The following is a 20,584-nucleotide window of genomic DNA, read 5'->3' on the forward strand; positions in this document are numbered from 1 at the left end:
CCGAAAAAATGAGGCAAAGGAGCTGCCCGGCCGTCACGGCCTGCGGGCAGCTCCTTTTATGTCTTCGGCCGGGCTCAGCACAGCTCCATCTGCGGACCGTCTTCCCCTTGAAGGTAAAGAATCGTATCCCGGTCGGAGCGGGAGTTCAGCTCGAACGCGGTCTTATACTCCTCCGGCCCTTTTCCTGTGATCACGATGCAATCGCCGCTCCGCGCCTGATTCCAGGCGGACAGGAGCGCCAGCGTGCGGTCCGGAATGACAGTCGCTCCGTACTGCGCCAGAGCGGCGTAGCGCTCCAGCATTTTTTCCCGCGGCACGCCGTTCAGATCGTCGAAGGTCAGAATGGTCCGGTCGCTGAACCGGCGGGAAACCTTCAGCATGATTTCCCACTTTGCCTCGTCCCGGTTGCCCCGGAACCCGAACACGTGGACAATTCGGCGAGGCCGGTATGCCTTTACAGCGTTCAGGCACTGCAAGAGCCCGTCCGGCGTATGCGCATAATCCACTACGGCGAGGGCGCCGGACGGATGCCGGAACGTCTCCAGCCGCCCCGGCACGCCGGGAAACTCCGCCAGGGCTTCGCGGATGCGTTCGTGCGGCACGCCGAGCCGCCGGGCTACGAGAATGGCCGCCATGGCGTTCCAGACATTGTGACTGCCCGGCAGCGGAACCTGATAGTCGCAGGTTTCCCCCGTTTCGTTCTCGCGGACACGAAAGCCCGCCCGCAGCCCTCCGTCCGTCCCCAACAGCTGCAGCGTGTCGCTGTCGCGTTCCCCGAACGTCACCATTGGCGTTCCCCGTTCCCGCAAAAGCGCCTCAAGCCGGGTACCCCAGCGGCAGTGCGTACACACCGCCGCCTCTCCTTCCGGCTTCAAGAGATCGAACAGCCGCGCCTTCGAGCGAAAATAACCGTCCATTGTCCGGTGATAGTCGAGATGCTCCCGGCTCAGATTGAGAAAGACGCCGTAGTCAAACGTTACTCCCGTTACACGGTGCTGTTCCAGTCCATGCGACGACACCTCCAGTACGGCGTGCGGGTCGCGGCTCTCGCGAAGCCATTTCTGGGTTTGCACCGCATCGTATGTGGTCATGGAAGAACGTTCGGACTGTCCGTTCACCCGTCTTTCCACGGTTCCGAGCAGCATCGAGGAGCCGCGGGTTCGCTCCAGCACATGCGCGATAAGATGAGCCGTCGTGGTCTTGCCGTTTGTTCCCGTTACGCCGACGGTAACGCGGTCGCGGGCGCCGTAGCCGTACAGCTCCGCCGCCATTTGCGCCAGCGCGCGCCTGGCGTCCGGAACGCGCACATAAGGAACGGGGAGGCTGTCTACGGCCTGCTCCCCGACGACGGCTGCGGCTCCGGCCTCCACGGCTTCCCGGATGTACCCGTGGCCGTCGGCGAGGCTGCCGGAAATGGCCACAAACAGATCGCCCGGCTTCACGGCACCGGAATGGAAGGCGAGCTCGCCGACGGAAACATCCGCTTCGGGCGGCAGGCCTGGCACGGAAAGGACGCTGAGAAGCCGGTTCAGGTTCATCCCTTTCATCTCCTCTGAAAACGGTATGTAAAGCTTCCGTATTATCCTTACCCCGCCGCGTGGCGTTTGTCCCACTATCATTTAGGTTTCCCCGGAAGGGGCTAACCGAAACACGGTGCACCGCAGCAAAAAGGAACAAAGAAAGATCGCCCGGTCTCCGCGGGAGCCGGGACGCTCCCTCTACAGGCCGAGAAGCACCGCTGCAATCAGAAGAAGCACGCGGGAGGCGCTCAGCAGCACGAAGTTTTGCACCGACAAGGCAAAGGTGTTCGCCTTTTCTTGCGTTTCCCGAAACCGTTTGATGTTTTTGTACAAAGGAAAAACCGTCAGCAGCGCCAGCGCCAGCAGCAGCGGATGAACGCCAAGCAGATAGAGCACAACCAGGTCCAGATAGGAGCTCGCGTAAAGCGCCGCAAACAGGTTCAGCGCGTTTTTCCGGCCGATGTAAAGCGGGAGGGTGTACCGCTTGTTCTCCAGATCGTCCTCCATGTCGCAAATGTTGTTGGCCAGCATAATGTTGGCGATGCCCATGATCGCGGGCATGGAAATCATGAATAAATACGCGATTTCCACGATATTCATATGCAGGGCGACAAAACCGTCGGTCAGGCTGCCCCAATCGAGCCAGACCAGTTCATGGGCTTCGGAGTGGATGAAGGCGGAGATAAAAATGATAACAAAGCCCATAAACAGGCCGGACAGCAGCTCCCCGAGCGGCATCCGGGAGATCGGCACCGGGCCGAACGTGTAAAGAATCCCAACGCAGAAAGAAAGCCCGCCCAGGAAAAGCACCAGGATGTCGCTGGTGAGCACCAGCAGGATACCGGCTGTCACGGCGATGCCGAGCAGGGTGAAAATGACGGCGAGGACCTTCTTTTCACTCAGCCGATCGCGGATGATTGCGTTAAATGTCTCATACCCGTACCCGGTCGTTTTGACCGCTTTTTTATAGTCGATGTAGTTGTTGATCGCCGTTGTCGCCATATCGAACGACAGCAAGGAAACGAACATGAGCAGAAAATGCAGCCAGTCGAACCGGCCGAATCGGAATACGGCGTACACCGTTCCGATCGCAAGGGGAAACATGCTGGCGACTTTCGTCTGAATTTCGACAAGCTTGAGGAAGCTTTTCACGTTCATTTTTTTCATCCTGTTCTGGTTGTGAGGTTTCTATCGTTTCACGGTGATGATATAATGAGTAAATAGTGTTTGTCCACGGCAATTAATTCTGCTATGCTAGACACTGAGAATCAATATCAGGGGACGGGAGGGGCTTCATGACCGAATAAAAAAGTTTTTAAAGGATTTTGTCGAACCAAAATTCTTTGGTTTTCCGCGGTGGACCTGGCCCCGTTTGCCGGAAAGCCTCATTTGGTCGGCCTGCCGATTCCAAAAATGTGACTTTCCTCACAACGACATGCCGATAGAATTGGTATAATCTATCGGCATGTGAAAACTGTCACAGAAATCAGGGTTATTATTTAAGGGAGGCTTTTTTTAGTATGAAGAAAACATCCGCAGTTGTATTATCCATGACTTTGGTCGCCGGCCTGCTTGCCGCTTGCGGCGGGAAAGACGACGCAGCCGAATCCGCAAGCCCGTCCGCTTCGGCGGCAGCCACGACGTCCCCGGCGGCATCGACGGCTCCGTCCGCTTCCACCGCTCCGGCGGAAGGCGCTTATGCCGACGGCGTATATTATGCGCAAGCCGACGACTTCGACGCCAAAACCGGCTGGAAAGAAACGGTCGCCCTGAAAGTGGAAAGCGGCAAAATCACTTCCGTCAACTGGAGCGCGCTGAGCAAAACCGGCGGCATCGACAAGAAAGAAAATTCCAAGCAAGGCAAATACGGCATGAAAGCCGGCGGCGCTTCCTCCGAATGGCACGAGCAAGCCGCTCTGGCCGAGCAATACCTGCTTGAACAGCAAGACCCGACGAAAATCACGACCAACGAAGAAGGCAAAACCGACGCGATCGCCGGCGTATCCGTTCACGTAAACGGCCTCGCCGAGCTGGCGAAGAAAGCCCTCGACGCGGGTCCGGTTGAAGCCGGTCCTTACAAAGACGGCGTTTACCATGCCGAAGCGGCCGAATTCGACGCCGAAAGCGGCTGGAAAGACACGGTGGACATCACGATCCAAAACGGCAAGATCTTTGCAGCCGAATGGAGCGGCGTTCACAAAGACGGCGGCACCGACAAATTCACCCGTTCCAAAGCCGGTGAATACGGCATGAAAGAAGGCGGCGCTTCTTCCGAATGGCATGAGCAATCCGCTGCCGCAACCAACTTCCTGGTTGAAAAACAAGATCCGGCTGCCATCACCATCACGGGCGAAGGCAAAACCGACGCAATCGCGGGCGTATCCGTCCACGTGAGCGCGTTCGCCGAACTGGCGAAGCAAGCCTTGGATCAAGCGAAGTAAGTTTTTCCAAACAGCGATTTTTTACAAGAATAATAGGTTATCCCATCCCAAAGGCCGGTGCAAACCGGCCTTCTGGTCGACTAAATAGAGAGAGGTGCAACGTATGAAAGAGATTGTCGTGCTCGGCGGAGGCTACGGCGGCATTCTGACAGCCAAAGGTCTCGGCAAGCAGCTGAAAAAACATCGTGATGTACGGATCACCCTCATCGACAGAAACCCCTACCATACCCTGCTCACCGAGCTGCATGAAGTGGCGGCCGGCCGGGTTGAGGAAGATTCGATTAAAGTCGACCTCAAGAAGGTATTCGCGGGCTTCAAAAATGTCGATGTCGTTCTGGACGATATCGCGCACATTGACTTCGACTCCAAAACCCTTCAAGGCGCGGAGAAAAACTACAAATACGATTACCTGGTCATCGGAACCGGCAGCAAGCCGACCTTCTTCGGCATTCCGGGCGCCGACGAGCACGCCTTTACGCTCTGGTCCTTTGATGACGCCGTTCGCCTGAGAGAGCAAATCCTCACGATGTTCCGCAAAGGGGTTTCCGAGCGCGATCCCAAGAAGCGCAAGGAAATGCTGACCTTCGTCGTCGTCGGCGCCGGCTTTACCGGCGTGGAAATGATCGGCGAGCTGGCGGAATACGTGCAGGACCTGTGCAAGGAACACCACATCGACCGTTCCGAAGTGACGCTGTACGTTGTGGACATGATGGACAAAATCCTGCCTATCCTCCCGGATTCTCTGATCAAAAAGTCGGAAAAGTACCTGCGCAAGCTGGGCGTCAACATCATCACCGGCTCGAAGATCACCGGCGTAACCGAAACCGGCGTCGTTGTCGGGGACAAGACGATCAACTCCAAAACCGTCATCTGGACGGCGGGGGTTGAAGGGTCCGATCTGGCCGGCAGCCTCGATGTTGAGCAAAAGGGCCGGAAACGCCTGCTCACCAATGACAAGCTGCAAATTCCCGACCGTCCGAACGTTTATGTCGTCGGGGACAACATTTTCTATATTCCGGAAGGCGCCTCCGCTCCCGTGCCGCAAATGGTCGAGAACGCCGAAGCGGCTGCTCCGCTCATCGCGCACAACATCGCAGCGGAGATCAAAAACAAACCGCTGAAGAGCTACAACCCGACCTTCCACGGCATGATGGTCAGCATCGGCAGCCGCTACGGCGTCGCCAATGTCGGCTTGCCGAACATGATGTTCAAGCTGACCGGATTCTTCGCGATGTTTGCGAAGCACATGATCAACATGCTTTACCTGTTCCAGGTTTGCGGCTTTAACAAGGTCTATTCTTACCTGCTTCACGAAATTTTCCACGTGCGCAACCGCAGAAGCTTCGTGGGCGGCCATTTCTCCAAACGGTCCCCGAACTTCTGGCTGGTGCCGCTGCGCGTTTTCGTCGGCGTGATGTGGTTCAAGGAAGGCTGGGATAAGCTGCAAAGCGTCCTGGACGACCCGGACCGGATCTTCCTGATTCCGGCGTCTCCGAACAAAGCCGACGCCATTGCGGCCGCTTCTCAGCAAGCGGGCGAAGCGACGCAGCAGGCGGTCGACGCCGTCGCCGCCGTTTCGCAAGCGTCCGGCGAGTCCACCGCCGAGGCGGTATCCGCTCTGCCGGTATGGCACTGGATCCAGGACATCATGGACTGGATGATGAACACGTTCTTCTATACGTCGTCGGGCGACTATACGGCGCTCGCCCACGTATTCCAAACCGGCATGATCTGCGCCGAGATCGTCTTTGGCGCCCTGCTGATCGTCGGCCTGTTTACCGCTCCTTCGGCGATCATCACCATCGGCATGGGTGTTATGATCTGGATGTCCGGCATGGCTCCTTACGAAATGCTCTGGTACCTGTTCGCAGCCGTCGCGCTGATCGGCGGATCGGGCAGCACGCTTGGCCTGGACTACTACGTCTATCCGCGCCTCAAGCGGATTTGGAGAAAACTGCCGATTGTCCGGCGCTACTACCTGTACGCCGACTGAGTTTGCTTTCATCCGAGAGAGTAACCGGCCCCCGGGCAGGTTACTCTCTCCTTATCAACGCGGACGATTATGCGTGAAGGAATGGGAATGATGGATACAAAGCTGGTCCAAGACACGGTCGCCCGGCTGCAGAAGCAGTTGAACCCCGAGGTCGGAATCGCGTTCGACGCGGAGCCGGAGCAACTGCGGGAAATGGCGGACCTACTGGAATCGCACGCCCTGGGCAAAAAGCGCGGAACCGCTATTCTGGGCAGCTACCTGCTGCTTGACCTGGCGCTTCGCCGCCACGGGGAGCTCAACCCCGCGGACAGCGGAACGCTTACGCGCAAACTGCTCGACGGGGATTACCTGTTCGGTCTGTACATCCGTTGGCTGCTTCAGCATCGGGAGGCCGAGCTGCTGGCCTTTCTCTCCCCCGTTCACAAACGGATTCAAATCCGGCTGGCCGGCGGTTTGCCGCTCGCGGCGGCGCGGGCCGAATTGCTCGAAGGCTTCCGGCACTACCTTCACAGCCAAGCGCATCAAGGGGGTACCCATGCAACTTCATGAAGCGCTGCGCATCGATCTCGACGCCTTTAACGAAGCGCTTGTCGATGTGGTGCGGCGGGACCCCGACCTGGCGGAAGAGCCGGTCATCGCCGAGGGCGTTACCCGGCTGATCCGCGCGGGCGGCAAACGGCTGCGCCCGATGATGGTGATGACGGGCGCCCGCTTCGGGCCGTCCCCCAATCCGGAGCAAACGATAAAAGCGGCCGCTATCCTGGAATACCTGCACATGGCTTCTCTCGTGCATGACGATATCATCGACGCCTCCGATTTGCGCCGCGGCGAGCCGACCCTGCACAAAACGGTCGGCGTCCGCCCGGCGGTTCATATCGCCAACTATATGATGGCCCGGGCCGTCGAGTGGGCGCTGGAGGACGAAGACCGGCCTGCATGGGAGAGGGAAGCGCGCGAGCGGCTGGAACGGGAAACGCCGTCGCAGCTCTCGGCCACCGCTTCGCTGGTCATGGATTTGTGCCGGGGGGAATATTCGCAGCTGGTCAACCGGTTTAACTTTCATTTGACCCTGCCGGAATACCTGGCCAAAACCCGGAACAAGACGGCCCTCTTGATGGCCAACTGCTTCCGGGCCGGAGCCGAGCTCAGCCGCGCCGACAAAACAACGGCCCGGCTGCTGCACCGGTTTGGCGAATGCCTGGGCATGGCGTTCCAGATTCGGGACGACGTGCTGGACTACCGCGAAACGGCTTCCTCCATCGGCAAGCCGCCGGGAGCGGATCTGCGCAACGGCAATGTGACGCTTCCGGTGCTTTACGCGCTGGAGGTGCCCGGCTTGGGAGACGAAATCCGTGCCCTCGGCCCGGGCTCCTCGCCCGAAGCGTTTGACCGCGTCATCGCCCGGATTTCGTCCAGCGGAGCCATTGAGCGGACGATGAAGCTCAGCCGGAAATATACCGGCCGGGCGCGCTCCGTCATCGCAAAGCTGAGCGGGCACCCCGCCCATGCCGATCTGGAGCTGATCCTCGATTATTTTACGAAATAACCGAGCCTGAAGGTTTTCCCGAACGAGTCCCGCATGGAACGTGCTCAACCCAAAAAGGACCTCGTTCTCCACACCTAGGTGGAGAGCGAGGTCCTTTTTTTCTAAATCAGGACAACGACTGCAACGAGGAGCAGCGCGGCTCCGAGCAGCAGGCTGTCATTCCGCTTCCAGACCAGAACGTGATAGCGCGAACGCGGTTTGTTCAGCTGGTAGCCCCGGGCTTCCATCGAATCGACCAGCTCCGTCGCCCGGCGGATGCCGCCCAGCGTCACGGGAACCAGAAGCGCGATCAGCAGGCGGGCCTTCTTCACCAGCGGCTGGTCTCTCATGTCCATGCCCCGCGAGGCTTGGGCCTTCAGGATCTTATCCGCCTCCTCGAAGACCGTCGGGATAAACCGCAGGGACGTGCTGAGCATCAGCGTCAGCTTGCGGGGAGACACGCCGACCCAGCGCAGCGGTGTCAGGATATCCTCCAGCCCCTGCGTCAGGCGCAGCGGAGGCGTCGTAAAGGTAAGGATGCCGGTAAACGTGACGAAGAGGATCATCCGGATGACGGACAAGGTGCCTCTCACCAGCCCGCCGGCGTAAAGCTTGATGGGGCCGAGATCGACAAACTGCGTGCCGCCGGCCTCGAACAAGAGATGAAACAGAAAAATAAACACCATTAAAAACAAGAGCGGCTTCAGCGAGCGGACGAAGTAGCCGAACGGAATCCGCGTGCTGAGCATCACCACGACGGCGAACAGGGCCACCGCCGCGGCCTGAAGAAAGGAATCGACGAGGAAAATCGCCGCAAGAAAAACAAGCATGGTGAGCGTTTTCGACCGGGGGTCGAGCCGATGCACCCAGGAATCGGCGTCCACATATTTGCCGACAATCATCCGGTTAGCCAATACTCAGGGTCACCTCTTTTGCATAACATTCAGGACAAAAGCTGCCGCTGCCTCAGGGGAGTGAACCCCCGGCGGAACGGGAACGCCGAAGCGCTCGGCGAACCCCCGGAGAAAGCGCGTCGCTTCCGGCAGCTTGATCCCCGCTTCGTCCAGCAGATCCGCCCGAGCCAGCAGCTCGTCGGCCGATCCGCGAAACGACACACGGCCCCGGTGCATGACCACGTAGTCCTCGGCGCAGGGCAGGGCCTCCTCCAGACGGTGCGTGACCAGCACGACCGTTTTCCCCTGCTCCCGGCACAGACGCGCCAGCAGCTCCAGAAGCTCGCTGCGGCTGGCCTGGTCCAGCGTCGCGGTCGGCTCGTCCAGCACCAGCACGTCCGGATCGGCCGCAAGCACGGTCGCGATCGCCGCTTTGCGCATCTGCCCGCCGCTCAGCTGGAACGGATTGCGCTGCAAAATCGTTGCGTCCAGGCCGAGCGCTTCCACGGCTCGGCGGGCCGCCGCTTTGGCTTCCGGCTCGGGGACGCCGAAATTGAGCGGGCCGAAGCAGATGTCTTTTTCCACCGTGTCCTCAAACAGCTGCTGCTCGGGGAATTGAAACACCAGCCCGACCCGTTTGCGCAGGGCGCCCATTCCCTTTCCGGATTTGCCCGGCTCCAGAACGAAGTCCAGAATGCGCACGCGCCCTGAATCGGGCAGCAAAATGCCGTTGAAATGCTGGAGCAGCGTCGATTTTCCCGAGCCGGAGGCGCCGAGCACCGCCGTAAAGCGCCCTTCGGCCAGCTCCAGGTCGACCCCGTCCAGTCCCAATTGTCCCTGGCGGGAGCCTCTTCCGTACGTATAGCTTACCTGCTCGAATACAATGCCCATAGGTCCTCCAGCAGTTGGTTTCCGTCCGAATGGAGCCCGGCTGCAAGCCCTGCGGCCCGCAAGCGGGCGCTCAGGTCAAGCGCAAACGCCGGCTTCAGCTTCAGCTTTCGCAGCAGGTCTTCCTGCCGAAGCAGCTCGCGCGGATCGCCGTCGGCGGCCAGCGTGCCGTCCGAGAGGGCGATCATCCGGTCGGTCGCCATAATTTCATCGGTGTCATGGGTAACCGAGATCATCGTGTACCGTCCGCTTTGGCGCATCCGGTCCATAACGGCGACAATTTCGCCTTTGGCCTGCTCGTCCAGCATGGAGGTGCTTTCGTCGAATACGACGACCTGCGGCTCCATCGCCAGCACGGCGGCAATGGCCACCCGCTGCTTCTGGCCGCCCGACAGCTCCGCCGGATGGCGCTCCAGAAGATGGCCGATCCGCAGTTCCTCCGCATAACGGCGCAGCCGCTCCTCCATCTCCCCGCGCTCAAGCATCCGGTTCTCCAGCCCGAACACAATATCGTCCTCGACGGTGAGCCCGACAAACTGGTTGTCGGGGTTCGCAAATACCATGCCCACACGCTCGCGGATCGACCCAAGCGTCCCGTCCGCGAGCGGAATGCCGGCGACCTCGATGCGTCCTCCCGCAGCGGGCAGAAGGCCGTTCAGCAGCTTGACCAGGCTCGACTTGCCGGAGCCGTTCGCGCCGACCAGACTGATCCACTGCCCTTCGGGCACCCGCAGGCTGATGCCGCGGAGAAAAGGCTCCCCGCCGTCCGTATGCGCACAGCTGACATTCTCCAGCACGATCATATCCGTGCGCCCGTTCTGCACCGGTTGCTCCTTTTCCGTCATGCGGATGTCCCTCCCAATACCTGCCGCAGCACGCCCAGCTTGCCGATGGACACCACAAGGTAATTGGCGGCGATGCCGACAAATACCCCGGTCACAATGCCCGAAACGAACAGCAGGGGCAGGTAATAGAAAATGGTCGTGGTGCCCAGCACCAGCGCCGCCGCCCCCAGCTGGCCGAGGTTATGCGCAATCCCGCCGACGACGCTGATCGCGGTAAGGCTGAAAGTGTCTTTACCGAAGCGCAGCAGCAAAAACATCACCAGAAAGCTCGCCAGCGATCCGAACAGACTGAACAGGAACGTCGAAAAGGTGCCCAAAATAAAGGACGTCAGCAGCGTCTTCAAAACAATGAGAGAGACGGCGTCTCTCCCTTTAAAATAGTATAGGCAGGTCAGAACCATGATGTTTCCGAGGCCGAGCTTCGCTCCCGGAACCGCAATGGCAAACGGAATGAACGATTCGACAATGCCGAGCACCACAGCCACCGAAGCGAAAATGGAGATCAGGACCGCTTTTTTCAGCTCGCCCCTCTCAGGCCGCAACCCCATCGACGGCGCCCCCCTCTCCGCTCCCTCCGACAATCTCCACCATCAGGCGATGCGGCAGGCAGACGATCGTCTTGCCGATGTCGTGCACATGCCCGAAGGTCAGACAGAGCAGGTCGGGGCAGTCGGCGTCGGTCATCTCGATGCCGTTATCGGTAACCGTGAGCCGGTTGTACCCGTACTCCGTTTGAATCTCGAACTGCTGCTCCTTTTTTCCGAGCTCCACCATCTGATACAGCTTGCCATCCACAGTGACCTTAGCGTATAATGTGCCTTCGTCGGGGCCCCCCTTGTCTCTTTGGAAAAGAGGGACAATAAACAAAAGGCCGATGCCCAAAACAACGGCGTAGAGCAATAAATCAGCTTTTTTCATGGATGTGCTCCCAACCAAAAGATTGTGACGTTGTTCACTATTATCCGGGTTGAACCAGGGGCTAACTATGAGAAAAATCACAATTGCCGCGACAGACGCTTTGTTATAATCTTACCATAAGCTTTTTTAAAAAAGAAACAAATCGAACCACCAGGAGGCGCTTCATGAATTCATTTCCGCGTTTGCGCGTTGCTTTGCCGGCCGTCTTGCTGACGCTTGTATTGGCCGCCGGCTGCGGCAAGGACACCGCCGCTCCGGGCGGCAGCCCTTCCGCTCCGGCGGGAAGCGGCCAGCTTCCGATAAGTGAAACTTTTTTTGTTTACGAAACCGTAGTCACCGTGAAGGTCTATGATGAAAAAGTCACAGATGAGAACTTTCGGCATATCGAAGAGCTGCTGACCGAAGTGGACGACCAGTTGAACCGGGAAAACGCAAACAGCGAAATCCGCAAGGTCAACGACGCCGCCGGCCGGGAGCCGGTGCAGGTGTCGCAGCCGACCTACGATGCGGTCAAAGCCGCGATGACGGACGCCGAAGCCTCGGGCGGCGTGTTCGACCCGACCGTCGGCCCGCTGGTGGACCTGTGGGGCGTCGGAAACGAAGGCGCGCACAAGCCCGCCGATGCCGACATTCAAAAGGCGGTCGCTCTGGTCGATTACCACAAGGTTCAGCTGGACGACGCCAAGCGCACCGTGTACCTGCCCGAAGCGGGGATGTCCCTCGACATCGGCGGCACCGGCAAAGGGATCGCAGCCGACCGCATCGCTGCATATCTGAAATCCGTCGGCATCAACAGCGCCATCATCGACATGGGCGGCAATCTCCTCACCGTCGGGAACAAGCCGGACGGCAGCGAATGGACGATCGGCATCCAGAACCCCGACGAAAGCCGCGGCGCGCATATCGGCACCATGAAAGTCACCGGCAAGGCGGTTGTCGCATCGGGCATTTACGAGCGCTTCTTCATCGAAGACGGAGTGCGCTACCATCATCTGATGGACCCGGCCACCGGCTATCCGTTCGAGAACAACCTGGCCAGCGTGACGATTATCACCGACGGCGCCATGAAAGGCGAAGGACTGGACAACACCTTGTTCGGGTACGGGCTTGAAAAAGGCTTGCAGCACGCCAACGAGCTGGACGACGTTGAAGCGGTCTTTATCACGACGGACGACAAGGTTTACCTGAGCGACGGGCTCAAAGGCAAAATCGAGATCACCAACCCCGAGTTCAAGCTTGCCGAGGAGTAACAGACTTGCGGAAGCGTAACGAATTGCTGTGAAGTACCCGACCCGCGAAGTGGAACAGGCTTACAAGGGAGTACCCGATGCGCGGAAGTGTAACGACTTGCTGAGGTGTACCCAACTCATAGAAGTGTAACAAACTTGCTGAGAAGTACCGACGCGCGGAAGCGGAACAGCCTTACTAGGAATAGCCGATGCAGCCAGCATTAAGTCCCGCTCCCGCAAACTGTCCGACCCCCAGTAATGTAACAGACTTGCTCAGGAATATCCGCCGCGATGAAATATAACAGATGATTTTGCTGGCGGAAGCGGCCCGGCTTATAGGAGTCCCGGAAACGGGACTCTTTTTTCAATGCAGCCCAGGTCCAAAAACAAACAAAAACTGGTCGGTTTATTTGTAATATATTGTATATTCCATCATTGTAAACGCTTCCCATTTTCGCTAGAATGAAAGGCGTTCCTTTAATCCGAACGGAGGTAAATCAAGTGATGAAACAGCTTTCCCGCTTCCGATGGGCAGTCCTCGGCCTGGCTCTGGTTCTGCTTGTGTCGGCCGTCGGCATCGTCTCGTCCGTCAAAGCCGCCGAGCCTGCGGCAGCCGGGTATTACCACACATCCGGCAACCGGATCGTCGATTCGAACGGCAAGCCCGCGGTATTTAACGGGCTTAACTGGTTCGGCTTCGAAACCGGCAACTATTCCCCTCACGGCCTCTGGACCCGCTCGATGGACGATGTGCTGGACCAGATCAAGGCAAACGGCTACAACCTGATCCGCCTGCCGTTCTGCAATCAAATGTTCGACGCCTCCTCCAAGGTCAACAGCATCGATTACATGAAAAACCCGGATCTGCAAGGCCTCTCTCCCGTCCAGATCATGGACGTGCTGGTGGAAAAAGCGGGCCAGCGGGGCATTAAAATTTTCCTCGACCGCCACCGCCCCGACTCCGGCGGCCAATCCGAGCTGTGGTACACGTCGGCGTATTCCGAGCAGCGCTGGATCAGCGACTGGAAAATGCTTGCCGCCCGCTACCTGAACAATCCGACCGTTATCGGAGCGGACTTGCACAATGAGCCTCACGGCCCCGCAAGCTGGGGCACCGGCGACCTGGCCACCGACTGGCGGCTTGCCGCCGAGCGCGCGGGCAACGCCATTCTTTCGGTTAATCCGAACTGGCTGATCCTCGTGGAGGGTGTCGAGAAAAACGTCGCCGGCACCACGGGCGGCTATTGGTGGGGCGGCAACCTGCTGGGCGCGGCGAACTACCCGGTCCGGCTTGACGTTCCGAACCGGCTCGTCTACTCCCCGCACGATTACGGCCCGGGCGTTGCCTCGCAGTCCTGGTTCAGCGATCCTTCCTTTCCGGACAACATGCCGGCGCTGTGGGACAAATACTGGGGCTACATCAGCAAGCAAAACATCGCCCCCGTGCTTGTGGGCGAATTCGGCGGGCGCAGCGTCGATACGTCCAGCGTAGAGGGCAAATGGCAGAACAAATTGATCGATTACATCGGCGCCAATGATTTGTACTGGACTTACTGGAGCCTAAACCCGAACAGCGGGGATACCGGCGGTCTGCTGCTGGACGATTGGTCCAGCTGGAACGCGCCGAAGCAGGCGATGCTGAACCGCGTCATGAAGACGCTCGCCCCTTCGCCGACGCCGAACCCGACGACGCCGACTCCTGCGCCTTCGGGGAATACGCCGACCCCTGAACCGTCGGGCAGCACGCCAACCCCAACGCCGACTTCCACCGCTTCCCCGGCTTCGGTAAAGGTGCTTTATAAAGCCGGCACGCAGGGCGCAAGCGAAAACTCGGTTCGGGCTTCGCTGAATCTGGTCAATGCCGGAGCTTCTCCGGTCAAGCTGAGCGAAATCACAATCCGGTACTGGTATACCAACGACGGCACGCCCGGAAACGAGTTCCACGTCGATTACGCGCAGGCGGGCGCTGCCAACATCACCGGCTCCTTCGCTGCGGTAACGCCGGCGCGGACCGGCGCGGACCGCTACCTGCAGATCGGCTTTGCTCCGGCGGCCGGGTCCATTCCGGCCAGAGGCCAGAGCGGTGACATCCAATTCCGCTTTAACAAAGCCGACTGGAGCAATTTCAATCTGGCCGACGACTATTCGTTTAACGGAAGCTCCACCTCCTACGCGGAGTGGAACAAAATCACCGTCTATCAGAACGGCGTGCTGATCTTCGGCGTCGAGCCCTGACCGGGCAAGTACGGCGGCCCGAGCTTCGGCGCCGGCCTGACCAGTGGCAAGAAAGGCGGCCCGAGCTTCGGCGCCGGCCTGACCAGTGGCATGGACGACGTCGAACCCTGACCGCAGCCAGAAGAAAGATGCAAATGTGCAGCATTTTACGGCCCAGAACGTGCAATAGGAGGAAGAATGCTGCGAATGTGCAGCATTCCCCTTCCTAAAGGCCGCGATTCGCTTGTAACTGGCAAAGAATCCTGCATTATCGCATCAATATCGGAAAAGCGGCCCTTGTGCTCCCGTTATTCCTGCATTTTTGCAGGAATAACGGGCCGCAGCGAAGGCGTAGACCCGGAGCTTGACCTTCTCTTAGCCTGCTGCAGGATTTCGCTCATTTTTTCATTCAAGCCGAAAAGACATGAAAAAGGCTGTCCCCAGTCAGATATGCTCCCCTACCGTAACAGGCTTTGGGAGGAGCATATCACTTGCGGGACAGCCTTCATCGTTTACGCCAGTCCGGCTCCGTCGCAGCATGCGCCGCTTTTCAGCAGCGCATACAGCTGGAGCCTGAACTTGCAGCGGCCTTTGAAGCGAAGCGGCTATCGGCGTTTGGCCGGGCCAGTGCACCGCCGCTGGTCCGCGGTTCGGATGGGCCAACGTTACCGCACGACACCCGCGGTTCTACCGGGGCCAGCGCGGCCGCTTGGACACCCGCGTCATAAAATAGGGGCGGAACCCTACCGGGTCCGCCCCTATTTTTCAGAGCCGCCGCGTCCGGCCGGTTAGGCCGTCGCGATCTCCAGCTCTTCCTCCTCGTCGCGGTCAAACGCTTCGCGGTCAAATTCACCTTCCGCGTTGGCGACGAGAAGCGCGGTGACGGTGGTGCCCGTCGCATTAACCGCGGTGCGGCCCATGTCGATGATCGACTCGACCGCGATGACAAGGCCGATGCCTTCCAGCGGAAGACCGATGGCCGTAAGCACTACCGTGGTGGCAATCGAAGCGGGTCCCGGCACGCCGGCGACGCCGACGGAGGAAATCACGCTGACGACCACAATCAAAATGTAATCGGAAATGCCGAGGTTGATGTTGTACACGTTCGCCACGAAGATGGCGACCACGGCCGGCCAAACGCCGCCGCATCCGTTGAAGTTCATCGATGCGCCAAGCGGAGCCACAAAGCTGGCGATCCGGTCGGATACCCGCAGCCGTTTGGTGATAACCTCCAGGTTAACCGGAAGGGTAGCGTAGCTGCTTCGGGTCGTAAAGGCAACGGCGATCGTCGGATAAGCTTTTTTGAAGAATTTAATCGGGTTAACCTTGGCGACGAAGAACACCAGGCCGCCGAACACAAGCACAAAATGAAGGATCAAGGCCGCGTAGGAAGTCCAGATAATGCTTGCCAGCGGCCGGAGCGTATCCAGCCCGTAGCGCGCCGCCATGCCCGTGATCAGGGCGAATACCCCGTAAGGCGTCAGACGGATGACATATTTGACGACCTGGTGGAGCACCTGCGTCAGCGAAGCGAACAAGGCGCGCACCGGCGCCACGGCGTCCGGCTTTTTGCTGCCCACATGCACGATCGCCACAGCGAGGAAGATGGCAAAGATCAGAATCGGCACCACTTTGCCCTCCGCCGCTTCGTTAAACGGATTGGACGGCACCAGGTCCAGAATAACCTGGAAGAACGTGGGGATTTCCCGCACCTCGTACCCTTCCGGAACCGCCTGCTCAATGCCGGCTCCTGCATTCGCCACCAGCGCAACGACCAGACCGATGATCGCTGCGACGCCCGTCGTCAGGGCGAACCAGCCGATGGTTTTCAAACCGATGGTCCGCAAAAACTCCAGGCTGGAAATCGAAGCAATGCTGTTGATGACCAGAACAAACACGAGCGGAATAACGAGCATCCGGATCAGACTGACAAAAATCGTACCGATCGTACTGATCACTTCGTAATTCCATCCGTTCGTGTTCAGCACAATGCCGGCGATAAGCCCGACGGCCAGGCCGATCAGAACCCGCGTCCCAAAGCCCACGCGTTTGCGGGCCAGGTAGTGAAGGCCCCCGATCACCACAAGGGCGATGAGAATGCTGATCCAGTTTGTTTCGATGGCGCTCCACAGATTGTTATTGAGCACCACATCAGGCTGCTGCTCCCCCATCTTTTTTCATCCCCTTTATTCCGATGTTGTAAGTTGGATATATATCTATACGTATCCTACTTGCCGATTCCCTTTTTGTCAATCGTTGATTTTTGCTCCTGCCTTTTCTTTTAACCAAATCCACAGCGTTTGCCCGGGAAGAACATTTTTGCTATATAAATTAAACCAGGTATTTTAATAGAATGGTTGGGTCGCGACCAAGGGGAATGCCGGGACTTCGGGCCGCTTTCAGGTTCCAGGCATTTTGATACCCGCTTAGTGGCCGTTAAAATCCGAAAAAGCGAAAGCTTACACCACTCCTGCACTGCTGGACATCCTTTCGCCTTCCTTTCTTCCAGAGAATTCCCATGTTTCTTCCATTAATAATTCAATTTCTACCCTGAAAATAACGCAACTCCATAGTCTGTGGTGCCCGCCAGGGCATGGGTGGCTAACGGTTGCCACAGCGCTTATTCGCCCAAAAAAACCTGTTTCCATTTCTAACGGTTGCGGAAGCGCTTATTTGCCCCGAAAAGACCAAAACGCCCTCTCTCCGAGCCAAATAAGCTCCGTGACAACCGTTAGATTTTGAAAAGTCTCGTTTTAAGCGAAATAAGCTCGCTGGCAACCGTTAGATTTTGAAATGTCTCGTTTTACGCCAAATAAGCTCGCTGGCAACCGTTAGAAATTGTCCGGCCCCTTCCGGCACCCCATGACACAAAGCTCCCGGCGCGTGATGGACATGGGACCACGGCATAGCCAAAAAATCCACCCTGAAATAGCGCAACTTTATTTTCACTTTCAGTGGTGCCCGCCAGGGCTTGGGTGGCTAACGTTAAAAAAAGGAAAAAGCGGGCTTTGCCCGAACCCGAACTTCGCGAATGGAGCGCGCGCGAACGCATCACGATTACCGACAGATCGTCGTAACGGAGGATTGGGCACATGCCGCACATGAACAACCCCCGGAAGAGAATACCGCCCGCGGCGGACCCGGTGCCGGACGGCTTCCATCCGGAATCCTGGAAGCTGTATATGCGCCTGTATCCGGTCAAAGGAATCCGGTACAACACCGCCATTCTTGTGTTTCTTTTTCTGGATCTGTTTCTGCTGCTTCCGGTTGCGGCGCAGCCCTTCCTGCCCCTTTACGCCTGGCTGGTCGTTCCGCCGGTGCTTGCGCTGAACCTCTGGGCGGCAGCCTTGCTCATCGCCCCCGCCCGGCTCCAGGTCAACTACATCCTGTTTCGCGGCGTGTTCGGCCTTGTCATCTCGCTTGGACTGATGACCCTGATGCAAAAATTCGCTTATCACGGGCTGGGCCTGCGCACTCCGCTTTACGCCGTCGGCAGCTTCGGGCTGTACCTGGCCGGCTTCTTCGCCTACGCCCGGGGCCACATCCAGCGGCTGCGCAGCCGGCCGCCGGGCTTTCGCGATGCCCCGTCCCGCTGGTCCGTAATCACCGCCGCCGCCGGATTAGGCAGCCTGGCCGCCAATCTGTCGCTCGGGTTTGCCGGCCAGCGGACCGTCCCCGCCGTGCTGATGGGCGTCTACGGCATGCTGGCCTTCGCGACGTTTCATTTTATTCTGGAGCTGCACCGGTATATTCCTATCAAAAAGGCGGAAAACCGCCGCCGTCATACCAGCCCCGACGCCCAGCGGAACGCCCGCCCCAACCCGAACCAAACCTAGCAAAGGAGACGCTGCCATGCCTATCCCCTTCCCGCCTCCAGCCCCCGGCGAAGGCACAAACGCCGAGTCCGGCTGGCGGCAAACCGAAACGCCGGGCGTTTGGCGAAAAAGGCTTCGTTCCCGTTCCTCGCAGAGGGAATACGAGCTCTCGGTCGCCGTCCCCGAAGCAGAACCGCCGTCCACCGGCTTTCCGGTCCTTTATCTGCTCGGCTACCGGCCGGAACGGCTGCGCTATGTTGAGCACCCGGAGGGAACGCACGATTCCGTGTACTTCGAGCTTCATTTTCTCGATGCGCTTCAATGGCTGTATTCGCCAGAACGCAGCCGGGCGGAGAGCGGCTAAACCCGCTTGCCGACCTCGACGGCCATATCAATCAGCCGAGCTTGTAACGCTTTCTCCCCTTCTCCATCGTTTCGGCGAGGAGAAGGTTTTTTTAGACATATTACCTTTACAGACATAGTTATATGCGTTACATTATAATCAGTTCATGGAAAACGACAATTCTACGATGGAGAGGAACGGTCGTCTATGGGGAACGACTCCGAGCACAACAGCGACCTGGTCCGCGGCAACATCGACACGATTATTTTGCGCGTGCTGGCGGGGGGCGACAATTACGGCTACGGCGTAATCAAAGACATCGGGATGCGCAGCGCCGGCCGGTTCGAGCTGAAGGAACCGACGCTTTATTCGAGTCTGCGCCGCCTGGAAAAGCAGGAGCTGATCCGCTCCTACTGGGGCGAGGAGACGCAGGGCGGGCGAAGAAAATATTACTCGCTTACGGAGGAAGGCCGCGCCCGCTATACCCGCAACGTGGAGGAATGGCGCAAGGCCCGGGACATCATCGACCTGTTGATCCAAGAGGAAAAGGAGTGAACGCGTCATGGCGGAAACGGACGTATTAAAAGCTTATGTGGACCGGCTTTTTGCCAAGGAGGACAATACCCGGTCCACAGCCGAGCTGAAGCTGGAGATTCTGAGCAACCTCCGCGCCAAGGTGGAGGACTGCGTGCAAAACGGCATGGCGCGGGAGGAAGCGGTCCGCCTGGCCATGGATTCGGTGCGCGACGTGGGGCCGCTGATCGGCGACCAGCCGGTCGTTTACATTAACCGTTACCGGCATGAGCTTGCGGCAAGCGCGCTGCTCTACAGCCTGATTCTGTGGGTGGCGACCGTCCCCCTGCGTCTGGCGCCCTTCGGCGCCTGGCTGAACGGCCTGTTCATTTGCGCCGCGGCCGTGTGCGGGGTATGGTATCTGCTGGCGGGCAGAGTGCGAAGAGAAAACGAGGAAGCAGCGAAGCAAGTGAACGTCGGACGCGCGCGCCGGAGGAGCCGGACGGCCTGGACGGTTTGGGGCTTGTTTGCAGCCGCCGCGACAGCCGCCACCTTCGCCGCTTTTTTCGGCAGCGATCTTTGGTTTGGCCGCCCGCTGCGGATTAACGGCCCCTACCAGTTCTATGAGGTCGGACTGCAGTTTGCCGCCCCCTTCTTTTTTGCGGCGGTTCCGCTGCTCTTTCGCCGGGCGGTCCGGCTGGTTTCGAAATGCGAGGTGACGGACTGACATGCGGATAAAGAGAGCCGTTATGGCCCTTCTTCTGATTGCCGGACTGCTCGGCTTGGCTTACGTGGAAGGGATTTACAAGCCGCATGAGGCGGAGCGGGAACGGCAGTATCAAGCGGAGCAGAACGACCCGCTGACGCACGATATCGGCCGCTCCCTGGTTTATCAAAGCCCCTATATGGGGGACTTCTCCAATCTCAGTCATCTGAACGGCTCGCTTCCGCTGCGGGAGCTTCCGCGCACGTACCAGCTCTATCCCGACCGGCTGACTGCGGAAATGCAGTACACGGTTTCTTTCGCCGGGCTTCAGGAGGTCAAGCGGGAGCAAATGCTGGTATACAACTCCACCGCGCAGTTTATGCTGATCGACAATTTGCAGACGCTCGTCTACCGGTTTGAAGACCGTACCTTCACGGTAGAGCGGAAGACGGTGGAAGCCCTTTTGGGCGGAGAAGACGCCCTCTATTCGCTCCGCAGCAAGACGGTCTGGCGGGACCGCTTTCAGTCCAGGCTGCACGATCCCGCCTTTGTGGAAACCTTCCTGCGCGAAGCCGTCGTCTCCTCCCCGGCCGAACAGACCTCCGCCGGTTCCCCCTCCTAACGCAAGCAGCGAAAAGCCGGCGAACGGTTTCCCGATCGCCGGCTTTTGTTTTCCTTTTTGCAGTCCGCTTCCGCCGCCGCGCCGCTTCTTCCCGCGCCGCATGCGTGCGGCTTTTTGCA

19 protein-coding genes are annotated in these 20,584 nt (G+C 58.9%); 11 read left to right on the plus strand and 8 right to left on the minus strand.

What is annotated here, in order from left to right; genetic code table 11:
- Positions 1–74: 74 nt before the first annotated feature.
- Positions 75–1,538, minus strand: coding sequence for a Mur ligase family protein (locus tag AC6I6H_RS15265; protein ID WP_497954787.1), 1,464 nt, complete (start codon positions 1,536–1,538; stop codon positions 75–77).
- 180 nt (positions 1,539–1,718) lie between these two features.
- A complete protein-coding gene (gene menA, locus AC6I6H_RS15270) occupies positions 1,719–2,678 on the minus strand; it encodes a 1,4-dihydroxy-2-naphthoate polyprenyltransferase (protein ID WP_497954788.1) in 960 nt (319 codons plus the stop codon).
- Positions 2,679–3,040: 362 nt separating this feature from the next.
- Between menA and AC6I6H_RS15275 the strand changes: the two genes are divergently transcribed.
- The 4 genes from AC6I6H_RS15275 to AC6I6H_RS15290 all read left to right on the plus strand — a co-directional run bounded on the left by AC6I6H_RS15275 (position 3,041) and on the right by AC6I6H_RS15290 (position 7,500).
- On the plus strand, positions 3,041–3,961 hold the full coding sequence (locus AC6I6H_RS15275) for an FMN-binding protein (RefSeq protein ID WP_497954790.1): 921 nt from the start codon (positions 3,041–3,043) through the stop codon (positions 3,959–3,961).
- Between the two features lie 103 nt (positions 3,962–4,064).
- The gene (locus AC6I6H_RS15280; protein WP_497954791.1) at positions 4,065–5,954 is read left to right on the plus strand and encodes an FAD-dependent oxidoreductase; all 1,890 of its coding nucleotides are present in this window, start codon (positions 4,065–4,067) and stop codon (positions 5,952–5,954) included.
- Between the two features lie 87 nt (positions 5,955–6,041).
- Positions 6,042–6,503 (plus strand): hypothetical protein, encoded by a 462-nt coding sequence (locus AC6I6H_RS15285; RefSeq protein ID WP_497954792.1) that lies wholly within the window; start codon positions 6,042–6,044, stop codon positions 6,501–6,503.
- Positions 6,490–7,500 carry a polyprenyl synthetase family protein gene (locus tag AC6I6H_RS15290; RefSeq protein ID WP_497954793.1) on the plus strand — a complete coding sequence of 337 codons (1,011 nt, stop codon included), beginning with the start codon at positions 6,490–6,492 and terminating at the stop codon, positions 7,498–7,500. Before AC6I6H_RS15285 ends, AC6I6H_RS15290 begins: the two co-directional genes overlap by 14 nt.
- Positions 7,501–7,601: 101 nt before the next feature.
- Here AC6I6H_RS15290 and AC6I6H_RS15295 read toward each other — a convergent pair whose 3' ends face one another.
- The 5 genes from AC6I6H_RS15295 to AC6I6H_RS15315 are packed head-to-tail and all read right to left on the minus strand — an operon-like array spanning position 7,602 to position 11,023.
- On the minus strand, positions 7,602–8,393 hold the full coding sequence (locus AC6I6H_RS15295; protein WP_497954794.1) for an energy-coupling factor transporter transmembrane component T family protein: 792 nt from the start codon (positions 8,391–8,393) through the stop codon (positions 7,602–7,604).
- A 9-nt stretch (positions 8,394–8,402) separates the two neighbouring features.
- The gene (locus AC6I6H_RS15300) at positions 8,403–9,263 is read right to left on the minus strand and encodes an energy-coupling factor transporter ATPase (protein ID WP_497954795.1); all 861 of its coding nucleotides are present in this window, start codon (positions 9,261–9,263) and stop codon (positions 8,403–8,405) included.
- Positions 9,239–10,105 (minus strand): ATP-binding cassette domain-containing protein, encoded by an 867-nt coding sequence (locus tag AC6I6H_RS15305; RefSeq protein ID WP_497954796.1) that lies wholly within the window; start codon positions 10,103–10,105, stop codon positions 9,239–9,241. Before AC6I6H_RS15305 ends, AC6I6H_RS15300 begins: the two co-directional genes overlap by 25 nt.
- The gene (locus AC6I6H_RS15310; protein ID WP_497954798.1) at positions 10,102–10,653 is read right to left on the minus strand and encodes a Gx transporter family protein; all 552 of its coding nucleotides are present in this window, start codon (positions 10,651–10,653) and stop codon (positions 10,102–10,104) included. The genes AC6I6H_RS15305 and AC6I6H_RS15310 overlap by 4 nt, the downstream gene beginning before the upstream one ends.
- Entirely contained in the window at positions 10,637–11,023 is a 387-nt protein-coding gene (locus AC6I6H_RS15315) for a NusG domain II-containing protein (RefSeq protein ID WP_497954799.1), read from the minus strand. The genes AC6I6H_RS15310 and AC6I6H_RS15315 overlap by 17 nt, the downstream gene beginning before the upstream one ends.
- Positions 11,024–11,187: 164 nt before the next feature.
- On the opposite strand from AC6I6H_RS15315, the gene AC6I6H_RS15320 reads away from it, so the two are divergent.
- Positions 11,188–12,273: an FAD:protein FMN transferase gene (locus AC6I6H_RS15320; protein WP_497954800.1), complete on the plus strand. Its 1,086-nt coding sequence runs from the start codon at positions 11,188–11,190 to the stop codon at positions 12,271–12,273.
- A gap of 483 nt (positions 12,274–12,756) precedes the next feature.
- Positions 12,757–14,487 (plus strand): cellulase family glycosylhydrolase, encoded by a 1,731-nt coding sequence (locus AC6I6H_RS15325; protein ID WP_497954828.1) that lies wholly within the window; start codon positions 12,757–12,759, stop codon positions 14,485–14,487.
- 767 nt (positions 14,488–15,254) lie between these two features.
- Here AC6I6H_RS15325 and AC6I6H_RS15330 read toward each other — a convergent pair.
- The gene (locus AC6I6H_RS15330) at positions 15,255–16,637 is read right to left on the minus strand and encodes a dicarboxylate/amino acid:cation symporter (protein ID WP_497954801.1); all 1,383 of its coding nucleotides are present in this window, start codon (positions 16,635–16,637) and stop codon (positions 15,255–15,257) included.
- Between the two features lie 921 nt (positions 16,638–17,558).
- Between AC6I6H_RS15330 and AC6I6H_RS15335 the strand changes: the two genes are divergently transcribed.
- The 5 genes from AC6I6H_RS15335 to AC6I6H_RS15355 all read left to right on the plus strand — a co-directional run bounded on the left by AC6I6H_RS15335 (position 17,559) and on the right by AC6I6H_RS15355 (position 20,465).
- A complete protein-coding gene (locus tag AC6I6H_RS15335) occupies positions 17,559–18,302 on the plus strand; it encodes a hypothetical protein (protein ID WP_497954802.1) in 744 nt (247 codons plus the stop codon).
- A 16-nt stretch (positions 18,303–18,318) separates the two neighbouring features.
- Positions 18,319–18,645 carry a hypothetical protein gene (locus AC6I6H_RS15340; RefSeq protein WP_497954804.1) on the plus strand — a complete coding sequence of 109 codons (327 nt, stop codon included), beginning with the start codon at positions 18,319–18,321 and terminating at the stop codon, positions 18,643–18,645.
- A 186-nt stretch (positions 18,646–18,831) separates the two neighbouring features.
- Complete coding sequence (locus AC6I6H_RS15345; RefSeq protein ID WP_497954805.1) at positions 18,832–19,179, plus strand: PadR family transcriptional regulator; 348 nt, start codon at positions 18,832–18,834, stop codon at positions 19,177–19,179.
- A 7-nt stretch (positions 19,180–19,186) separates the two neighbouring features.
- A complete protein-coding gene (locus tag AC6I6H_RS15350) occupies positions 19,187–19,864 on the plus strand; it encodes a permease prefix domain 1-containing protein (RefSeq protein WP_497954806.1) in 678 nt (225 codons plus the stop codon).
- 1 nt (position 19,865) lies between these two features.
- Entirely contained in the window at positions 19,866–20,465 is a 600-nt protein-coding gene (locus tag AC6I6H_RS15355) for a DUF4825 domain-containing protein (RefSeq protein WP_497954807.1), read from the plus strand.
- Positions 20,466–20,584 lie beyond the last annotated feature (119 nt).

The organism is Gorillibacterium sp. sgz306347, assembly GCF_059735245.1.